The organism is Pseudomonas sp. NFACC24-1, from assembly GCF_900115235.1.
GTDB classification, from domain to species: domain Bacteria; phylum Pseudomonadota; class Gammaproteobacteria; order Pseudomonadales; family Pseudomonadaceae; genus Aquipseudomonas; species Aquipseudomonas fluorescens_AA.
The window spans coordinates 155,344-173,285 of the sequence record NZ_FOVS01000006.1 but is presented as its reverse complement, the minus strand read 5'-3'; the positions used below and the strand labels follow the sequence as shown (position 1 = coordinate 173,285).

13 protein-coding genes and 1 pseudogene are annotated in these 17,942 nt (G+C 60.1%); 1 reads left to right on the top strand and 13 read right to left on the bottom strand.

The features are described 5' to 3' along the window. The first annotated feature begins 149 nt into the window (after positions 1–149). The gene (locus BM317_RS08420) at positions 150–1,637 is read left to right on the top strand and encodes a Fic family protein (protein WP_092473949.1); all 1,488 of its coding nucleotides are present in this window, start codon (positions 150–152) and stop codon (positions 1,635–1,637) included. Between the two features lie 91 nt (positions 1,638–1,728). Here BM317_RS08420 and BM317_RS08415 read toward each other — a convergent pair whose 3' ends face one another. The 13 genes and pseudogenes from BM317_RS08415 to tssE form a co-directional block, all read right to left on the bottom strand. Beyond that, complete coding sequence (locus BM317_RS08415) at positions 1,729–2,673, bottom strand: serine/threonine-protein kinase (protein WP_092473946.1); 945 nt, start codon at positions 2,671–2,673, stop codon at positions 1,729–1,731. Next, on the bottom strand, positions 2,670–3,398 hold the full coding sequence (locus BM317_RS08410; protein WP_092473944.1) for a PP2C family protein-serine/threonine phosphatase: 729 nt from the start codon (positions 3,396–3,398) through the stop codon (positions 2,670–2,672). Before BM317_RS08410 ends, BM317_RS08415 begins: the two co-directional genes overlap by 4 nt. Beyond that, a complete protein-coding gene (tssM, locus tag BM317_RS08405) occupies positions 3,395–6,868 on the bottom strand; it encodes a type VI secretion system membrane subunit TssM (RefSeq protein ID WP_092473942.1) in 3,474 nt (1,157 codons plus the stop codon). The genes BM317_RS08410 and tssM overlap by 4 nt, the downstream gene beginning before the upstream one ends. 13 nt (positions 6,869–6,881) lie before the next feature. After that, positions 6,882–7,745 carry a type IVB secretion system protein IcmH/DotU gene (gene icmH / locus BM317_RS08400; RefSeq protein ID WP_092473940.1) on the bottom strand — a complete coding sequence of 288 codons (864 nt, stop codon included), beginning with the start codon at positions 7,743–7,745 and terminating at the stop codon, positions 6,882–6,884. A 5-nt stretch (positions 7,746–7,750) separates the two neighbouring features. Continuing rightward, entirely contained in the window at positions 7,751–9,082 is a 1,332-nt protein-coding gene (gene tssK, locus BM317_RS08395; RefSeq protein WP_092473938.1) for a type VI secretion system baseplate subunit TssK, read from the bottom strand. Beyond that, complete coding sequence (tssJ, locus tag BM317_RS08390; RefSeq protein ID WP_092473936.1) at positions 9,079–9,582, bottom strand: type VI secretion system lipoprotein TssJ; 504 nt, start codon at positions 9,580–9,582, stop codon at positions 9,079–9,081. Before tssJ ends, tssK begins: the two co-directional genes overlap by 4 nt. A gap of 59 nt (positions 9,583–9,641) precedes the next feature. Beyond that, positions 9,642–10,424 (bottom strand): annotated as a pseudogene (gene tagH, locus BM317_RS08385) (type VI secretion system-associated FHA domain protein TagH); the annotation flags it as partial. A 20-nt stretch (positions 10,425–10,444) separates the two neighbouring features. Next, positions 10,445–10,585 (bottom strand): type VI secretion protein, encoded by a 141-nt coding sequence (locus BM317_RS31030; RefSeq protein ID WP_092200458.1) that lies wholly within the window; start codon positions 10,583–10,585, stop codon positions 10,445–10,447. A 62-nt stretch (positions 10,586–10,647) separates the two neighbouring features. Next, positions 10,648–12,165, bottom strand: a complete 1,518-nt coding sequence (locus BM317_RS08375) for a sigma-54 interaction domain-containing protein (protein WP_092473932.1) — start codon at positions 12,163–12,165, stop codon at positions 10,648–10,650. A 10-nt stretch (positions 12,166–12,175) separates the two neighbouring features. Continuing rightward, complete coding sequence (tssH, locus tag BM317_RS08370; protein ID WP_092473930.1) at positions 12,176–14,761, bottom strand: type VI secretion system ATPase TssH; 2,586 nt, start codon at positions 14,759–14,761, stop codon at positions 12,176–12,178. Positions 14,762–14,772: 11 nt separating this feature from the next. Beyond that, positions 14,773–15,777, bottom strand: coding sequence for a type VI secretion system baseplate subunit TssG (tssG, locus tag BM317_RS08365; RefSeq protein WP_092473928.1), 1,005 nt, complete (start codon positions 15,775–15,777; stop codon positions 14,773–14,775). Continuing rightward, positions 15,741–17,528: a type VI secretion system baseplate subunit TssF gene (gene tssF, locus BM317_RS08360; protein WP_092473926.1), complete on the bottom strand. Its 1,788-nt coding sequence runs from the start codon at positions 17,526–17,528 to the stop codon at positions 15,741–15,743. The genes tssG and tssF overlap by 37 nt, the downstream gene beginning before the upstream one ends. Continuing rightward, positions 17,528–17,941, bottom strand: coding sequence for a type VI secretion system baseplate subunit TssE (tssE, locus tag BM317_RS08355; RefSeq protein ID WP_092473924.1), 414 nt, complete (start codon positions 17,939–17,941; stop codon positions 17,528–17,530). Before tssE ends, tssF begins: the two co-directional genes overlap by 1 nt. Between the last annotated feature and the right edge of the window lies 1 nt (position 17,942).

Sequence of the window (17,942 nt, the reverse complement as noted above, 5' to 3'; positions counted from 1 at the left end):
GCCCAAAAACTATCCGCGGGCGCTCAGCTAGGCACTTAATATGTGACGCTGGCGAGTTAAGAAAAAATCCGCATAATTGGCTCAAATCAAGATTTTCTTGGTGCCCTGAAAAAAATTTATGCCAAGTGCAGAAAAATTAAGGATTTGCCATGAACTCTGCTGGATACGCTTGGCTACAGGAGTCTCTACGACTTTCAAGCTTCCCGTTACGCCGACCGGCACGGGTACAACCCGTAACCCGTATCGAGCAGATCGGGGAAACCTTGGCGGTACCGGCCAATACAGCCCCAGCACCGGATGATCTTCTAGGGCACCTACTATTTGCGCTCAAACATGAGGGTATCAATCTCGCCATTTTGGCCCAGGCGCTTCCACAGATCCCGGCTGTGGCCTTGGAGGCTGAGTTCGAAAGAGCCCCTAACGGTATCTACATCCGAAAAGCCTGTTTTCTACGTGAAGCCTTCACCGGAGAAAAACTGAACCAGTCGTCGTCGGTGCGTGGAGCGTTCATTCCGCTATTCGATCCACAGCTCTACGTAACAATGCCCGGGGAGCGCAATTCCCGCTGGAGGGTGGAGTTCAACGGTATTGGATCGCTTGAGTATTGCGCCACCGTTGAACGTACCCCTGAGATTGTCGCGCTCTTGGAATACGACATCCTGGCTCGCGCTCAAGACTTCATTCAAAATCTGCCGTCGGGAATGATGGATCGGACCATCAATTGGGCCTATCTCCACGAAACCAGGGATTCGTTTGCGATAGAGAAGGAGTCGCCAAGCGAAGACAAGGCGCGAAAATTCATTAAGCTGCTGCGACAGGCCCATGAGGGTATTCCACTGAGCGAGGATTATCTGGTCCACCTTCAAAATGCGACAATTTCAAACCCGCTCGACATGGCTGCTGCATTTCGCCACGCGCAGAACCATTTGGCGGGTCCACTACACGGTGCGGCAGGAGTTACTTACGTCCCCCCTCCCCCCGCCCTCTGCCGAGAGTTGATGGAACAACTCATGGTGTTGGGTAACAACGCACCGGGACGTATTGATCCTCTGGTAGCCGCCGGCATCATTTCATTTGGCTTCGTCTTCCTTCATCCGTTCATGGACGGGAATGGTCGTCTTTCCCGCTTCCTGATTCACCAAACGTTGTGCCGCGCCGGCGCTCTGGAGAACGGGCTGCTCCTGCCCGTATCTGTCGCCATGAAACGTGAGGAGCGGTTGTATCTGGAGACGCTGGAGCAGTTCTCCCGACCGGCACGAGAGTTCTGGGATGTCCGCTGGATTGATCACGGCCAATTCACATTCGATTTCATCGGCGATCCCGCCATCTACCGCTTTTGGGATGCGACACCTGGGGTCCGTTTCACCTTGGAAATGGCAAAACGCGCGATTGAAATCGAGCTTCGTGAAGAAACCATTTTCCTTGAGAACTACGACCGGATCGTTCAAGCAGTCAACGAGACCTATGACGTGCGCGGTAGCGATCTGGCAAACCTCGTGATGATGTGTTTGACGAATAATGGGACCGTTTCAAAGCACCGTCGTAAGCAGTACCAGTATTCAGTCCCGAACGAAGTGTTCGATTACATTGAGAAAACGACACAGTCTTTGCTCAGGGAGCAACAACTGGAACAGTGACCAAAAATAAATATCAAATCGACTCACACTAGCTCTAGGGGCTTTTTATGGCCCGCTGAAAATAAATGGCAAGCATCAAGAATCGGCGGATTCAGCATGTCCTTTTCCACCAGAAGGGCCACCCCTCCAAGGCATCACGCAACTGAGCCGCACCAATACGCCGCTGCTCCGGATCAAGCGCCAACGCCATTCGCAGCGCCGGCCAGCAACGCCTGGGCAGGTTGCGCGGTGCCTTGAGCCCGCGCTCCAACCGGGCATCGCGAGCCTGGGTGGCGGGTAACCGTCGGAACGGGTGTTGGCCGCTCGCCAGTTCATACAGCACGCATGCCACACCATAAACATCTGCCCGCGCTGACAGGTGCGCACCTTCAAGCAGTTCAGGCGCCGCATAACCTGGCGTCCAGGCGTTGAGGCGCTCACGGTTCAGGTTCGGCAGGTGCTGCGAGGGCCCTCCCTCGGCCAGGCCCAAGCCAAAATCGAACAGACGCAGGCCTTCCTCGCTCAACATGACGTTGCTCGGCTTCATGTCGCCATGCAGTACGCCACGGCTATGGGCGTATGCCAGGGCATCGAGCAGCGGCACGGCGATCGCCTTCAGTTCAGGCCAAGGCAGCCCCAGAGGCCGTTCGCAAAGCAGTTGGTCCAGGGTCAAGCCGCGCATCAACTCCATGGTGATGAACGCTCGCCGTTGACCGACATCCACTTCGAAGGTGTAGGGACGCAAAATATTCGGGTGGTGCAATCGCCGCGTCAGGGCGAACTCGCTGTAGAGCAGCGCACTCCCATCGGCTGACTCATCGAATGCCTCACTGAGCATCTTCAACGCAAGGTACGGATCGGGATCGGCGTATTGTTCGTGCAACAGGTCTAGCGCGCGGTAAACCACACCCATGCCGCCGGCCCCAAGCAAGCGTTCTAGGCGATAGCGCCCTGCGAGTATGTCCGGTACTTCGCTGGCGCAACGCGGGTTGGATTTCACAGCGGGTGCCGCGTTGGCGAAGGCGAAATACGTGGGATGACCAGCCTCTTCATTCATGGTCGGATCACTACGGCCGTCAGGTTATCCCGCGCCGGGCCACGCAAGACGTCATCGAAAAGCTGCTCCAACACCCTAGGTGGCGATGCCAGGCCCAAGGCATTGCCAAGGGCTTGCGCACCAAGGCCTTGGTACAGACCGTCACTGCACAGCAAAAATGTATCTCCCGGGTGAACATCCAGCTCCAGCACCTCCAACGTCAGTTCTGGTGCAGCGCCCACCGCGCGAGTCAATGCCTTGGCCGCAGGATGGGCACCAGCTTCATCGCGACTGATGTGTTGCGTATCGATCAGTTGTTGTTGCAGTGAGTGATCCTTGGTCAATTGGTACAACCGACGACCGCGCCACAGGTAACAACGGCTGTCGCCCGCCCAGATGCAAACCCCACGGTTCCCCTCCAGCAACAGCACCACCACCGTGCTGCCGGTAATGCCGGGATGATTTTCAGTGACGGTAAGCTCCTGACTCAGCCGGCGGTTGGTCCAGCGCAGGCACTGGCGCACCGCTTTCGAACGTTCATCCAAGTCCTGGTACAGGGGCAGTTCCGTCAGGTTGGCAACGATCAACTGACTGGCGATGTCGCCGCCCGAGTGACCGCCCATGCCGTCGGCGACCGCCCACACTCCCTGTCGCGGGCAGTCGAGAAAGGCGTCCTCGTTACGTGCCCGGGTCTTGCCAGGGTCCGTGCGCGCGGCGCTGCGCCAGGGGCCCGGCGCCTGTTTCAAAGCTGCACCGGCAGGCGAAATGTGCGCAGCACGCTCATGTCGAAAGGGTTCGGCGTGCGCTGGCTCGTCAGTAAATAGTTGGCGCGCAGGCCACCCAGGTCCGCCTTCAATACACGGACATCGCGCCCGATCAGGTATTCGCTCTGCATCAGGTCGAACAAACGAAACAGCGACCACGGCCCGGTATTCTTCTCGATGCCGACGCCGCGACCGATCATTTTGTCCAGCACCAGGGCGGTCCGACCATTCTGCGCGTCGCTTGGCCAGGTAAACGCCACCGGTAGGATCGGACCGTGGCGGTATTCAAGCGTCTGGTCGCCAAAGCGGAATTCAGCACGGCTCACCGCCGGATCCAGGGTGTACGGTTCAAGCTTGAACTGCACTTGCGGCTCGGTCGGGTTTTCGGCGAAAAAGCTCCGGCGGATGGTATGCGCTGTCACCATCTGCTCAAGGTAGACCCGGGACATCGGCAAGCTCTGGCCGTCGATGCTACGCAAGCGATAGTGTCCCGCAGGGCCACTGACGAAGGGCTGCATGTAATGTTCGAAGAATCGATCGACGATGCCCTGCTCCTTGAAAAACTCCCGGAAGTCGTTGAGCGCGACGTCGCTGGCACTGTGGGCGCTGAACGGATACCGCTTGTCGATCGCCTTGCCGTAAAAACTGTACAGCTCGCTTTGATAACGCTGGTTCAGGTAGCGGTACGAGTCGTTGAGCACCAAGCGCCAGCTATCCTCGGCCAGCACGTTGAACCATGCCTTGACCGGTCGCGGAAGCCGGGCGGAGGCGTCGCGCAGGCTGCTCAGCGCATCGCGCTGCCCGCTCATGCGATGCCTGGCCAATTCGAACGCCGCGTGTTCCGGTGCACTGGCCCGGGCCAGGTTCGCCAGTTGCAATTGCACCTCATCAAGGGCCCTCAAGGCCTGGAGCAGATCAGCCGTGGGGCCGCCATCCCCATCCAGAAGGCGATGCAGCGGTTCGAAACGCCGTCGCAAGGATTTTTGCGCGGTGTCCGGCAGATGCTCGGTCAGAGACGCAGCGGCTTTCCCAGCCACGGCGACGAGCTTTGTCACGGCTTGTCCACCCTTCCCGGCCGCTGGCGCCAGATCGTCGAGTTGTTCGGCCCCCCCCTGGAGTCGAGTGTTCTCGCGCACTTGTACCAGCAGCCGCAGAATCGGCGAATGTGCCGAGGTCAGGCCCGCGAGTTGCTCGGCGCCCTCACCCGGATGGCTGATGGTTTGCAGGGCGACCTGGCCGACGGCTTCGCTCCAGTGGTCGGCATAATCACGAAAATACAGCTGTTCCAGTTCGACCATCAGGCGACGCATGTCCATGCCGCTGAGGCCGTCGCCTTCACCCAATACCCAGTTGTCCCGCAACAATTCGGTGACCAGGGCCACGCCCTGGACCGAAAAGTAGCGTTCGTAACCCTGGCGGGTGTAGAAACCGGGGATCACACGGTCGGTGCCAACCAGTAGCGCACCTTGTGAACCCAGGTGTTGGCTGAGTCGGTAGAGCGGCAGATGATTGGCCTGTTCGTGCAGCATCCTGTACACGACGGCGGCCAAGGACTCACGGCGAAGGGTCTCCCGAGCTTGGGCCACCAGCGGCTCGTTGAGCTCATGGATGAAGGGCAGCTCCAACAGGCGCGCGAAGTGGGCATTCAAGCGCTCTTGCCGCACAGTGTTGCCGGGGTAACGAAGCGATTCGTCGTTGGCCACCCGGTCCTTGAGCCAGGCGATATCGCGACGCTCTTTAAGGCCCAGCATCAAGTACGCACGCAGGCTGTTGAGCAGTTGCTCGCGGTCAGCGCGGTTGTTGCGGACATGCTCTTCCAGCCTCTGTGCAATCTTCGGCAACAGTTGCGCCTGAAGCTCACGCTCGTAAGCGTCGGTCACCGCAGCCTTGATCGCTTCCCCCTGATACAAGCCGACACGCTCATACAACGGCACCGCACTGTAGGGTGGGAAAACCCGAGTGGCCTCGAAACGGGTATCCAGTGATTCAAGCAGCGCACTCCAGTCATCAGCATTCAGCTGGGTCGATTGCTGCTGGTCCCAGCGTTGCGCCAGCGTACGCAAGCTGTCCAGGCGCTCGTGGTTGACTGAAAACCCCTTCGCCCACAACAGCCCGCACAGGCCAACGACCGTCAGCGCTCCAAGGTACAAGGCCCGCTGCCCCCAATGGATGCGACGGCGCTCGCGTTGAACGAGGTCGCTCAAATCGGCTTCTGGAAAGATCACCCGGCTGAGCAAGTGATGAATGAACCGCGAGCGCCGGCCAGGTGCGGTATGGCTGCCCGCCAACCCTTTGTAGCCGGGCTCGGCGGTCGAGGTCGCCGCCCGGTACGGCGACGATGCGCAGGTCAAATAGAAACCACGCAACGTCCCGACGTTACCGCTGAACACCTGCTCGACCAGCAGGCACAGACTGGTGCCGAGCTGTCCAAGTTGATGAGGGAAATCAAGCATACGGCTGCGACGCAGTGTGTCGCGCTCCTGATGCATGCGCATGATCATTTGGCTATTGAGCCGCTGCAGCAACGCCTCAAACTCGGCACGTAACATGGTGATGCCACTGCCACGTGGGTCCCGGCTGAAACTCGCCCCCAGTACCTGGTCGTTTTCCTCACGCGTCAGTGAATCAAAGAACTCATTGAAACCAGGCACGCTGTCCGCTTTGCTCAAGACCAGGTAAATCGGGACATCAATGTGCAGTCGCTGTTGCAGCGACTGCAGGCGACCACGAATCTGACGGGCCAGCGTGGTCACGTCGCCCTCGCTGCCCTGCAGCAGAAGCTCGGCCGACACCGTCACCAGTACACCGCCCAACGGACGACTGCGGCGACGCTTGCGCAACAGTTCGAGCAGTACGGCCCAGCCGCGGCCGTCGACCTCACTGTCCGTCTGAGTCAGGTAGCGCCCGGCGGTGTCGACCAGCACGGCGTGCTCGGCAAAATACCAATCGCAATACCGAGTGCCAGATGCGTCGCTGACAGGACTGTGATCTAGCCTGTTGAGAGGAAACTCCAGGCCCGAGCACTCCAGTAGATGGGTCTTGCCACTGGCAGGCGGGCCTATCAGCAGGTACCAGGGCACATCGCGACGGCCGGCATAAAGGTTCGAGGACCTTGACGTGGTCAAGGCCTGCTTGAAGCGCGACCGCACTTCGCGACGCTCATCGTCGATCCTGGCTTGGTGCAGGGCGCGAGCCTGGTCGGGGACGTTTTGTTGGGAGTTGGTGTTGGAAGCGGCGCGCTCATGGACGAAAACCATGCCCAGGCCCCAGCCCAGCGCCAGCACGCTGGCGGTCAGCAATCGCGCCGTCGGACTCGCCCAGAACTTGTAGTCATTGACGGCCACGAGTGGCCCGGCGAACCACACCAACAGCGTGATACACAGCACCAGCAACAGCGTCCAAACCCAAGTCTGGCGCACCCAGGCGCCGGCTTTCCTGAAAAGCAATTTCATGACACGTCCCTGTTTACGGCAGCGGCTGGGCAGCGACCGGTTCTGACAGTTGATAAGGTTGCAATACGCTTTTGCGTTGCTCGTCCAATACCCAGGCGAAACTCGCGTACATCACCCCCAGGCAGGCCAGCGTGAACACCGCCACCGTCCAGGTCGGGACAATGCGCACCGGACGACGTCGCGCACCGTCGAAGCCTTCCCAGTGAGGCGACAGTTCACGCGGGGTGTCGCCGCGGGTCTGGAGAATCAGTCGATACAGGGCATCGCGCAGGCTTTCGAGTTCGAGCATCCCACGGGCCTGAATCCGGTATTTACCCTCGAAACCCAGGGACAGGCACAGGTACAACAACTCAAGCATCGGCAGGTGCTTGATGGGGTTCTTCGACAAGCGCTCGAGCAATTGAAAGACTTTCTCGCCGCCAAAGGTTTCATTGTGGAAGGTGCTGAGCAGGCTTATCTGTGACCAACCACCTCCGTGGCCCCACGGCGTGGTGACAATCGCCTCATCGATCACCGTGCACAGCACGTAACGCGCGGCGATCAACTGACTGTTTTCAACACCCCCCTGCAAGGCACAGGCTTCGAACTGCTCCAGGCCCCGCTTCAGCTCTCCTTTAAGGGCGTGCAGGTCCTCGCGTTCGCGACCGTGCTTGAGCTGCACCATGTGCGACAGCAATCCGGACGCCGCCGCCACCAGCGGATTGAGGCTGACCGTGAATACCTGGGGCTGCGGCAGGTGCGCGGCGTAGATCATTCGCTCTTGCAACTGTTCGAAACGCGGTGGTGCGGCAGCGTCGGTCAAGGGCCCTGAAACAGGGCGTTGTCCATGGTGGTCGAGAAGGACCGTTTTTTCGTCCTGAGGACTTTCCTTATCCATTTGGTTCAGTTCCTGATGGCCCAGAAATTCAGTTCAAGCTCGGCGAAATCACCGCTGACATGGAACGCAAAACCTGCGGAGCGCTTCAGTTGCGCCAGGTCTTCGGCGTTAGGCTCGAGAATGAAATAGGTTTTGTTGGCATGGAATGCAATCTGCCGAGGGGCCACGGGCAAAGGCCTGATCTTGATGCCGGGTAGATGCAGGTTGACCAACTGGCGGATACGCTCCACCGAACCGACCTTGAGGTGCGCCGGCAATCGATGGCGCAGCTCTTCGCCTTCACAGTGGGCACTTGCCGCCAGTACGAATGAAGCGGTGTCCAGCAGTGTCAGATCCTGCATCGGCGAGACGATGATTCCGTATTGGCGCGGCTGCAGTTGCAGCTCGATAGCGTGCTGCTCGAGCACCATCGATAGAACCTGGCGGATCGCTTGCATCAGGGTTCGAAAACACGCGCCTTGATCGCTGTGCCGGTAGCGGTTGTTGAGCGGTGGACGCTTGCTGTCACCGGAGAACGTTGCCAAGTCACCCAGCAAGGCCAGCAGCGCTCGGTACAGTGTTTCGGGGTGCACCTGCTCCAGGTCCAGGTAATGACGCAGCAACAGTTCGCTGCGGTTGATCAGTTGCAGCATCATGAAATCGCCGACTTGCGCACCACCAGCCTTGCCATTGAAGCGGACCCGCTCGGCCAGGCTATCGCCCCGATGGGCAAGCATGCCGATGATCTCCTTGAGGCACGCCAGCAAATAATGGGAGGAGCGGGCCTGGATGAAGGTCGGCACAAAGTTCGGATCGAGCCTGATGACACCATCGGCCGTGGTATCGAGCACCTCGCAGAGCTTGAGCTTCACAAACGCATGGTCGCTCTGCTGTTCGCCCAACAGCAGGCGCAGGTCCGGGCGGCCGCAACTGATCTGGCTTGCACCGGCATCCCCGGCGTTGGAGTCGGTCACTTGCGCGTCGTAGAGGGTGTAGCGTGCCAATACATCCGACTGCTCCGGGCGACGGGACTCGATGTGATTGCCGGTCACCAATGGCAGCGCGAGGTAGATCGGTGTATTGCGGGTATTGGACGGTACTTCCAAGGCCAGCGGCTCGGCGTTGCCACCCAGCTCGAACAGACTGCCGTCCGGCAGGACCCCGCTGGCCTGGCTGACCACCAGTTGCCCCATGTTGAGGAATTGCAGATCGATCTCCAGCGCCAGGAACCCCCAGGCGTAGCTGGCCAGCAACCGAGTGCGAACCTTCAACTGGTGATCGAAGTAGCGATCGTTGTGTTGTAGATGTTGCGGGCGCAATAGCATGCCTTCCTGCCAGATGACCTTATCGTGATTCATCGGTCATCCACCTTGGCCAGTCGCTCAAGCGTGTTGGCAATCCCATCCTCGTCGAGTGTCAGGTTCGCTTCATTCAACTGCGTCGCCGCCACCGGCAGTGTGTAGCGCCAGCGGGCGCGTGGCAGGTCACGGTACGCCACCAGTATGCCGACGTAACGGCCATCCCCGCTGATAGCGAGCCTGAGCTCGACGGTTTCGCCTGGGCGCAGTTCCAGCTCCTCGCTGGAAACCAGATCAGGTGCCAGTGTTTCCCTCGCGCGCTCATAGAGGCTGAAGAAATCTGCGTTTTCATAAGCCACGGGGTGCTTGAGTTCGAACAACCGCACCACCACGGGTGATGGCCGTCCATTGAGGTCGGGGTTGAGTTGATCACTGGCCGTCAGGGTGAGGTTGAGCTTGGTCATCGTCGAAAAGGGCGATAACGCGGAGCAACCGGCCAGCAGCAGGGTCGTGGCTAACGCCGGCAAAATTTTGGATAAGTGCATCGTGCAGTGCGGCATGGACATCATCCGTGGTGGTCGATTTGCAGGCCGGCAATCAAGCGAACCCGCTCTTCATAGGTCTGGGCCTGGTGCCATTCGCTGTTCAATTCCGAACAAGTACGCAGGCTCTGTTGCAAACCCTGGATGCTTTGCTTGAGCAGCAGCGCGGCATTGATCGCCAGGGCTTCGCGGGCCTCGCCATCCAGGCTTTCGAGATCCATGCCCAGGGCGGTACCGAAGCGCTGCCAAAAGCCGTCGTGAGGGTGATCAATAACGTCGGCCGGCGGGCCTGGTTCAAGTGGGGGCTCCTCGACCAGTTCCGGCCAGAGCAGGCTTTCCATGTCGATACGCGCATAATCCGGCCGCCCAAGGGCATCCGACGGCACGACAGCGGGATTTATCAGCTCATCGACGTCCAGCACGCCCCGCTCCTGCTGATCCAGCGCCTTCAGCGGATCGAGTTCCAGAAAGGCGTCATCCGGAATGAGGCTGTCGATCGGCATCGGACGGCTCGCTTCGGCAAGGTGGCCCGCCGGCCTGGAGACCAGCCGTGCGAGGACCTCGAAATCGCCCATGATGTAGGCCTCTCCGTCCTGTATCCGTACCGGCTCGCCCTTGGGTAGACGCGCGCCGCTTTGGCGATGCGTCGTACCGTTGCCACTGGTGTCGGTCAGAAAAAATACACCGTTACGGAAACTGACCTGCGCATGACGCTTGGACAGCAGGCGCTCGCGGTCATGGATGACCCAGTGGCAGCCCTCGCCCCGCCCGATCACGCCACCGGCGGGCCCAAAGGTCTTTTGGCACAGCCGTGGCGGGACGAACTGGTTGGCGTTCAGTATTTCGAAAACAAGTTCCATCTATCAAAGGCTCCTTGGGATCACTTGCCGCGATTAACCGCCTGTGGATCACCCAAAGGGCGATAACCACTGTCGTTGAATGTGTAATTGGCGCTGCATCCGCCCAGAGTGAGTGACACGAAAACCGTCAACAGGACGGCTTGCCAGGGAAAAACAGGCATCGAAAAGTCTCCAGGAATGAAAGGATCGGGCTGGAACGGCTACGAATAGGGCGAGGACAGGGTCAATCATTGAAATCACTGCGCTGGACGTTCAGGCGCGCGAGGCGATAGATCAATGTGCGCAGCGGCAGGCCGAGTTCACGGGCGGCGCGGGTCTTGTTACCCGAATGCTCGCGCAGGCAATCGATCAACAAACCTCGTTCAATCTGCTCCATTCGCTCACGCAGGTTGATTCGGCCGCGCTCGGAGGGGGGTTCGATGTGCAGCGCAAAATGCTCGATGAGCAGTTCGCCGCTCTCGCACAGGAGCACTGCCCTTTCCACGACACTCTTGAGTTCACGGACGTTGCCCGGGAAACCGTAGGCAGCCAGGTGATCGAGCGCTGCGTCTGACCAACGCACAGGATCACGCTGCAGGAGCGTGCAAGCCTTGTCAGCAAAATGCCGCGCCAGTTCGATGATGTCGCCGTCGCGCTGACGCAACGCCGGTAATTGGATCGGAAATTGTGCGAGGCGGTAATACAGGTCTTCGCGGAATTTACCCTCCTCCATCAGCTGCTTGAGGTCGCGGTGAGTGGCGGCAACGATGCGTACATCGACGTGATGAGTGTCGTTGGACCCCAATGGGCGAATTTCGCCCTCCTGCAACACTCGCAACAACTTGGCTTGCAGGGACAACGGCATGTCGCCAATTTCATCGAGCAACAGCGTGCCACCGTTGGCCGCGTCGAACAGCCCGGCACGATCCCGGTCGGCACCGGTGAACGCGCCCTTGCGATAGCCGAACAGCTCGCTCTCCAACAGATTCTCGGGAACCGCCGCACAGTTCTGCACGATAAACGCCTTGGATCGACGCGGGCCGTGGTCATGGAGGGCCCGGGCCACCACTTCCTTGCCGGTGCCGGTCTCACCCCGCAGCAAGACGGTATAGGGGCTGTGCAGCACTTTACTGATCAATGAGCACGTCTTGCGCATCACCACGCTCTTGCCGATCAGGCCATAGCTGATGCCACTCGGCAGGCTTGAGGTAACGGATACGGGCTCGGTGACAGGACGCTGCAGGCGTTGCAGCAGATGCATCTGGCCAAGGGCAAAAGCCCCGAGCTGTCCTAGGGATTCAGCAACCCCATGCAGGTCGAGATGCTGATCGCTGGCACACAGCAATAGGCCCCCGACACGACCCTGCGGGTCGACCAGGGGTACACACAGCAGTGACTGCCAGGGTGTGGCCCGGGCTGGCAGGAAGCGGGTTTCGTGCACGCTGTCGCCCAACGCGCCGAGACACACCACACGGTTCTGGCCCAGGGAAAACTGCAGCAATTGCTCAGCGCGATAATCGGAAGGCAGGCTTTGCGGGTCACGAAACTGCAACTGGCCTTCCAGGCATTCGGTGTTCATTTCCAGGCGGGTACCGGTGGCATCGAGCACGTACAACTGCACCAACTCACAGCCGCTGAGCCGCGCCACGCCCTGAAGGAAATTCCCCACCAACACCGCACCCTCCGCCAAACGTGAGAGGCTGAAGAACTGCGCCAAGAGTGCTTCGGCATAGTCCAGCGGCTGCGAGAGCGTCTTGAACATGGCGCCCACTTCAGGAGAACTCGCACGCGACGCTGGCTTCACCCTCGAGCACCGCGTGTACATGCCGTAGCGGTTCGCCACCGGCCATGGCCGTGAGCAAGCGGTCGGCCACCAGCGGCATCAGGTGCTGGTCGAGCAGGTGGTCAATCAGCCGCGCACCACGGTCATTGCGACTGCAGCGCTCGACCAGATGGCTCACCAGATGTCCGCAATAACTGAAGCCCAACTGCCGACGACGCAACCGCTCACCCAGGCGGTCGAGTTTGATTTCCACCAGCTCACGCAACACCGGCCCGCTGACCGGGTAATACGGGACCACGCACATGCGGGCCAGCAGCGCTGGCTTGAAATGCTCGCTGAGGATCGGGCGAATGGATTCTTCGAGGCGCTCGGCACTCGGTTGTGCGCCGTTTTCGCACAGTGCGTCGATACGTTCACTGCCCAGGTTCGACGTCATCAGAATCAGGGTGTTGCGAAAATCAATCTCCCGCCCTTCCCCATCGTTGGCCAGGCCCTTGTCGAAGATTTGGTAGAACAGGTTCAACACATCGGGGTCGGCTTTTTCAACCTCATCGAGCAACACCACGCTATAGGGCTTTTGCCGCACGGCTTCGGTGAGCATGCCACCTTCACCAAAACCGACGTAGCCCGGCGACGCGCCGATCAGCCGGGAAACGGTGTGTTTTTCCTGGAACTCGGCCATGTTGATCGTGGTGATGAAACGCTCACCGCCATAGAGCAGGTCGGCAAGGGCATGTGCCGTTTCGGTCTTGCCAACGCCACTGGGGCCTACCAACAGAAATACGCCCACCGGGGCATCGGGTTTGTTCAAGCCTGCGGCGGCGGCGCGCATCGCACGATCAAGGGCCTGCACAGCCGGTTCCTGACCACGAATACGCGCACGCAGGTCCGTGGCGAAACTGGCGACTTTCAGATTGTGCTCGCGTGCCAATTGCGCCAGCGGTACACCGGTCCACGCGTTGATCACCTCGGCTATCAGTCGCGGGCAAACTTCGAAGCTGACCAGACGCTCCTGGGTTTGCGCAGCCACCAGCGTGCCGTATGTTTGCTCCACCGCCGCTTCCAGGGCTTCAATACTGAGGTCTTGATCCACTGCGCTTTCCCGAGCCCTGGCCAATTGCTGACGCAGCGACAGCAAACGCTCCGCGAGGATACGTTGCTCGGTCCATTGGATTTCCAGCGCTTGGCACTCGTCTTCGATGGTCGCCAGACCTGCCTCCAACGTTTCCAGGGCCTGAAGGTCAATGGATAGGCCCGCCTCGGCATCGCGCCGCAGCGCCCGGCGTTGGCACTCGCCTTCGGCCAGCTCGCCGCGCAATCGCTCCAGGCTTTGCGGAGCAGCGGCCAGGCTGATGCGCACGCGAGCGCAGGCGGTGTCGAGCACGTCGACGGCCTTGTCCGGCAACTGACGTCCGGCCAGGTAGCAGGCCGATAATTGCGCCGCCGCGACCACCGCATCATCACGCAGGTAGATGCCGTGGCTGTTTTCGTAGATACGGGCCAGGCCACGCAGGATGGTCACCGCTTCACCGACGGTCGGCTCGTGCAATTGCACCGGTTGGAAACGACGGGCCAGGGCCGGGTCTTTTTCAAAGTATTTTTTATACTCGGTCCAGGTGGTGGCCGCGATCGTACGCAGCTCGCCCCGGGCCAAGGCTGGCTTGAGCAGGTTCGCCGCATCGGCGCCCCCGGCGTTGTTACCCCCGCCGATCAAGGTATGGGCCTCGTCGATGAACAGGATGATGGATTTGGACGAAGCCTTGACCTCGTCGACCACCCCCTTGAGACGACGCTCGAATTCCCCTTTGATGCTGGCACCGGCCTGAAGCAGCCCCATATCCAGCGAAAGCAGTTCAACGCCCTCAAGCGCCGGGGGCACGTTCCCGGCGACGATGCGCAACGCCAACCCCTCGACGATGGCGGTCTTGCCCACCCCTGCTTCACCGACCACGATTGGATTGTTTTTGCGGCGACGAACGAGAATATCGATCATCTGCCTGATTTCGTCATCGCGACAAAGCACCGGGTCGAGTTGGCCTTCGCGGGCCTGTCGGGTCAGGTCATGGGTAAAGCGCGCCAGCAGGGAGTCGTCCAGCGTGGTGGACTGGCCGGCAACCGGTTGAGCCTGTTGCGACAAGGCGAACGCTTTCAGCCGATCGACGTTCAGTCGGGTCAGCAGCGCCAGGTAAGCACTCCCGGCGTAGCGGAGTGGATTGCGCAGCAATGCCAGGATCAACGCGGCTTGTCCGACCTGACTGCGACCGAGTTCGAGATTGGCCACCAGCAGCGCATCCTGCAACCACTGCACCAGTTCCGGGGCAAATACCGGGTTGCGCGAAGCACTGTGCCCCATCCGCGGTTGCAGGGCCGCGCTCAGTTCGCCGGCACTGACCTGGGCATCCTGCAAGGCACACGCGAGCAGCCCCTGCGGACGCTCCAACAAGCCCAGCATCAAGTCCTCCACCAGGACCTTGTCTGCGCCACGGGCCACGCATTGCTCGGCCGCGCGCTCCAGATCACGCCTGGTTTCGGCGTCCAATGCCTGGATCAATTGTTGAAGGTCTACGTTGATCATGTCATCCATTCCTAATGAATTTTGCTGCCAAGGGTCACCATCCCATCGGCGCGCTCGTGTCCCAGCCAACTGGTCCATCCCAGGCGGCAGGTGTTCTGTTCACCGATGCACAGCTGACGAATCTCCTGCTGGCGCAGGACCAGGCGAATGTCATATTCAAGGGGGTCACGCAGGGTGAATCGCACCAGCGAGCACAACGGCTGGTAACCGCTTCCGATGGGCAAGAATTCGTGGAAACGCTGCCAGTCCAGCTCGCAGACATGGATCCGGAACTTGCCGCTGCGGTCGCGCACCCGCTCGCCAAGCACCAGGTCCTGGCTGAGCAGGCTATTGGCGCCTCCCAGGCGATTGCGCTGTTCCTCAAGGATATCCACATGCCGCTCGATGCACTGTTCGAGGTTCAGTTCGGCGTGCTTGAAGTAATAACGCAGTACGGCTTCGATCAGCGCCGCCGAATGGGCACGCAGGCTCAGCAAGCCCAGGTATGGCAGCAGACGTTTCCAGTTCAGTTGGCTGGCCTTGCGAATCTCTTCGCCCCCCAAACCGATCAACGCGTACAACTGTTCGGAAAATGGATCTCGGGCACCGCTCTGGAAACTTGCGCAGTAACGGTACTTGCGCCAGATCGGCAACATCAGCCGTTGGAGACGATGGTGAAAGACATCAAGGAAGTCCCGTGTCGGGTTGTTCTTTTCCTCTCCCAGGGCCTGCTCACCATAGAACGCCGGCAGCGGCGACCCCGCCCCGACCAGTCCGATCAGGTTCAAGCACAGACGCGCCCGCACCTGGCCGTGTTCTTCGAAAAACTCCACACGATCAATGTCGCTGGCCGGGAACCCCAGGCTTGGGTTGGCCTGGAATTCCAACCGGTCGTACAGCGCTTCATCATCCAGCCCAGGGTGAGCCTCGCGCAGCCGATCAATGACCAGCAACACAGCCTGGAATAACGAGTACTCGCGTATTCCTCGTGTCAGCACGCTCAGAGAAGCGGCTGTTGGCCCATGCGGGGTGTCCATTGGTACACCTCTCCCTGTGTGCTGTTCACCCGCAGTTCGTGGTACGAATTGAGGCTGGCATACAACGCGAAGAACTCGTTGAGGACCGACGCGAAGACGAACAGGTCGCCCTCGCCGATATAACCCTGCGGGTCGACGGTCAGTTCGGTGCGCAAGCCACGCACCGGCAAGCCCCGGTGCAGGCGGTCGACGTGCTGGTGCCGGATAGACTTGAGCCCCTCCAGCAAACGCTTGCTGACTTTCTCTGCCTGCTCGTCGTGGTAACGCGGAAAATCGTAACTTTCGAGAATCACCTTGAGCGCATTGACGTCTGCCAGTGACAGGTAGTTGAGAGACATGTTGCTGATCAGCTTCCAGAGGAAGTCGTGATTGAGTGGCGGCGCGAAGCTTGGCGTGACGGGGCCGATGTTGCGGAAACTCAGCCCCTCGGGGCTTTTTTCGCCGGGTTGGTCGATGTCACCCGGCTTGAGCTGACGCGGCAGGTTCCGGTTGGTGCACATCAACTCGATGGACAGGGTTTCATGCGGGTGAGTGTGTCGGACACCAAAGCCCAGGCAAGTGTCCAGACCGCCGTGCAACAACGAAGGTCGCTGACGAACGCTGTAGTAGGGGCGGCTGTGGGGCACATCGAAGCTTGAATCGTGCTCGAAAGACTCGAACGGCACATAAGCCTGATAACCCAGGCCTCCGGGGCTCCAGCCAGTGACGCTTTCGACCGAAAACACGCCGCAGTGCGCCTGGTCGTAATCGGCCGGCAACAGCAAGTACTCATCCTGTTTGCCGTCCAGGCGGATCGGCTGGGCGTCATGCTTGAACAGATTGACGATCGGCGTGCAGTACAGCTTTATGTTATCCAGCGTCGGGCGCATCCGCTGGATACCACTTTTGCCAATATCGAAGCGCAGCTCCAGGCCGCGTATCTGTTCGATGTTGCCGTGCGGCAAGGCGTTGATCACGTCCAGGCCATCGATGTCGACGAACAGGAACTTGTCCTGGAAAGCGAAATATTCTTGCAGGTAGCGATAGCCGCGAAAGGTATTCAGAGGATACGGGACCAGCGCTTCCTCTTCGGCAAACCCTACCGGCTGCACACGGTCGGCGGGGAGCCTGAATGTCATTGGACTGCCATCCGCAGCCCGCAGGGCCACACCGGTGCCGTCCAGCGGGATCAGCTCGATAACCTCAAGATTACGTAACAGGCTGAGATAGAGCATCTGGCTGATGTAGCGCTCGCCGGTCAAGTGCAGGCGCAAACGGCTCAGTTGCAGCTCGCCTAAATGACCGTCGCAACACATCTCCAGATGCAGGCTCAACAGCGACCCCTCCCCTTTCACGGAGTAACTCAACCGAGTCAGATCAAGCGCCAGGACTTGCGTGGGGTAACACGTCAGGAAACGACAACGCACCTGCTGGACAGGCTTGCTTTCGACCGGCGTATCGCGCTCGACCCGCAGCGCCGGGCCGGATCGCTGCAGCGGATCGAACTGTAAAATGCCGAAGGCTGGCAATGGCCGCATGTAGTTCGGCCACAACAGCTGCATCAGCGAATGGCTCAGCTCCGGCAACTGGTCATCGAGCTTCTGGCGCAGTCGCCCGGTTAGAAATGCAAACCCCTCCAGTAGCCGTTCCACATCCGGATCCCGTCCGGCCTGTCCCAGGAAGGGGGCCAGCGCCGGGTTACGCTCGGCGAAATGTCGACCCAGTTGGCGGAGCGCCGTCAGCTCGCTCTGGTAGTAATGATTGAACGACATCAATGGCTATCCTTGACCTTGACCTGACCGCTGCCGTCCAGGCACGCGGAAAAACTGACCTGCCGCTTGATCCCTTCCACATCCAGCAAGGCGTCGATGCGCAAGGACAGGTGGAGCTGATCGGCGCTACTTGGCATTGAAACGACACAGACATTGCGCAGACGTGGCTCGTAGGCCTTGATAAAGGTCTCGATCGCCTTGCGGGCCTGGCTCCCCGCGTCGTGCAGGCTCAAGCGCATGTCATTGAGGTCCGGCAGCCCGTAATCCACGAGCGTCTGCACGCTACCCGCCCGGGTGCTGAGCATCTTGGCCAGATGCGCAGCCACTGATGTGACGATGCAGACCTCGCGGCTCAAACCCGCGCGCTTTTTAGAATCACCGGCCAGGCGCTCGAAAAGGCTGCCGTAAGTCATG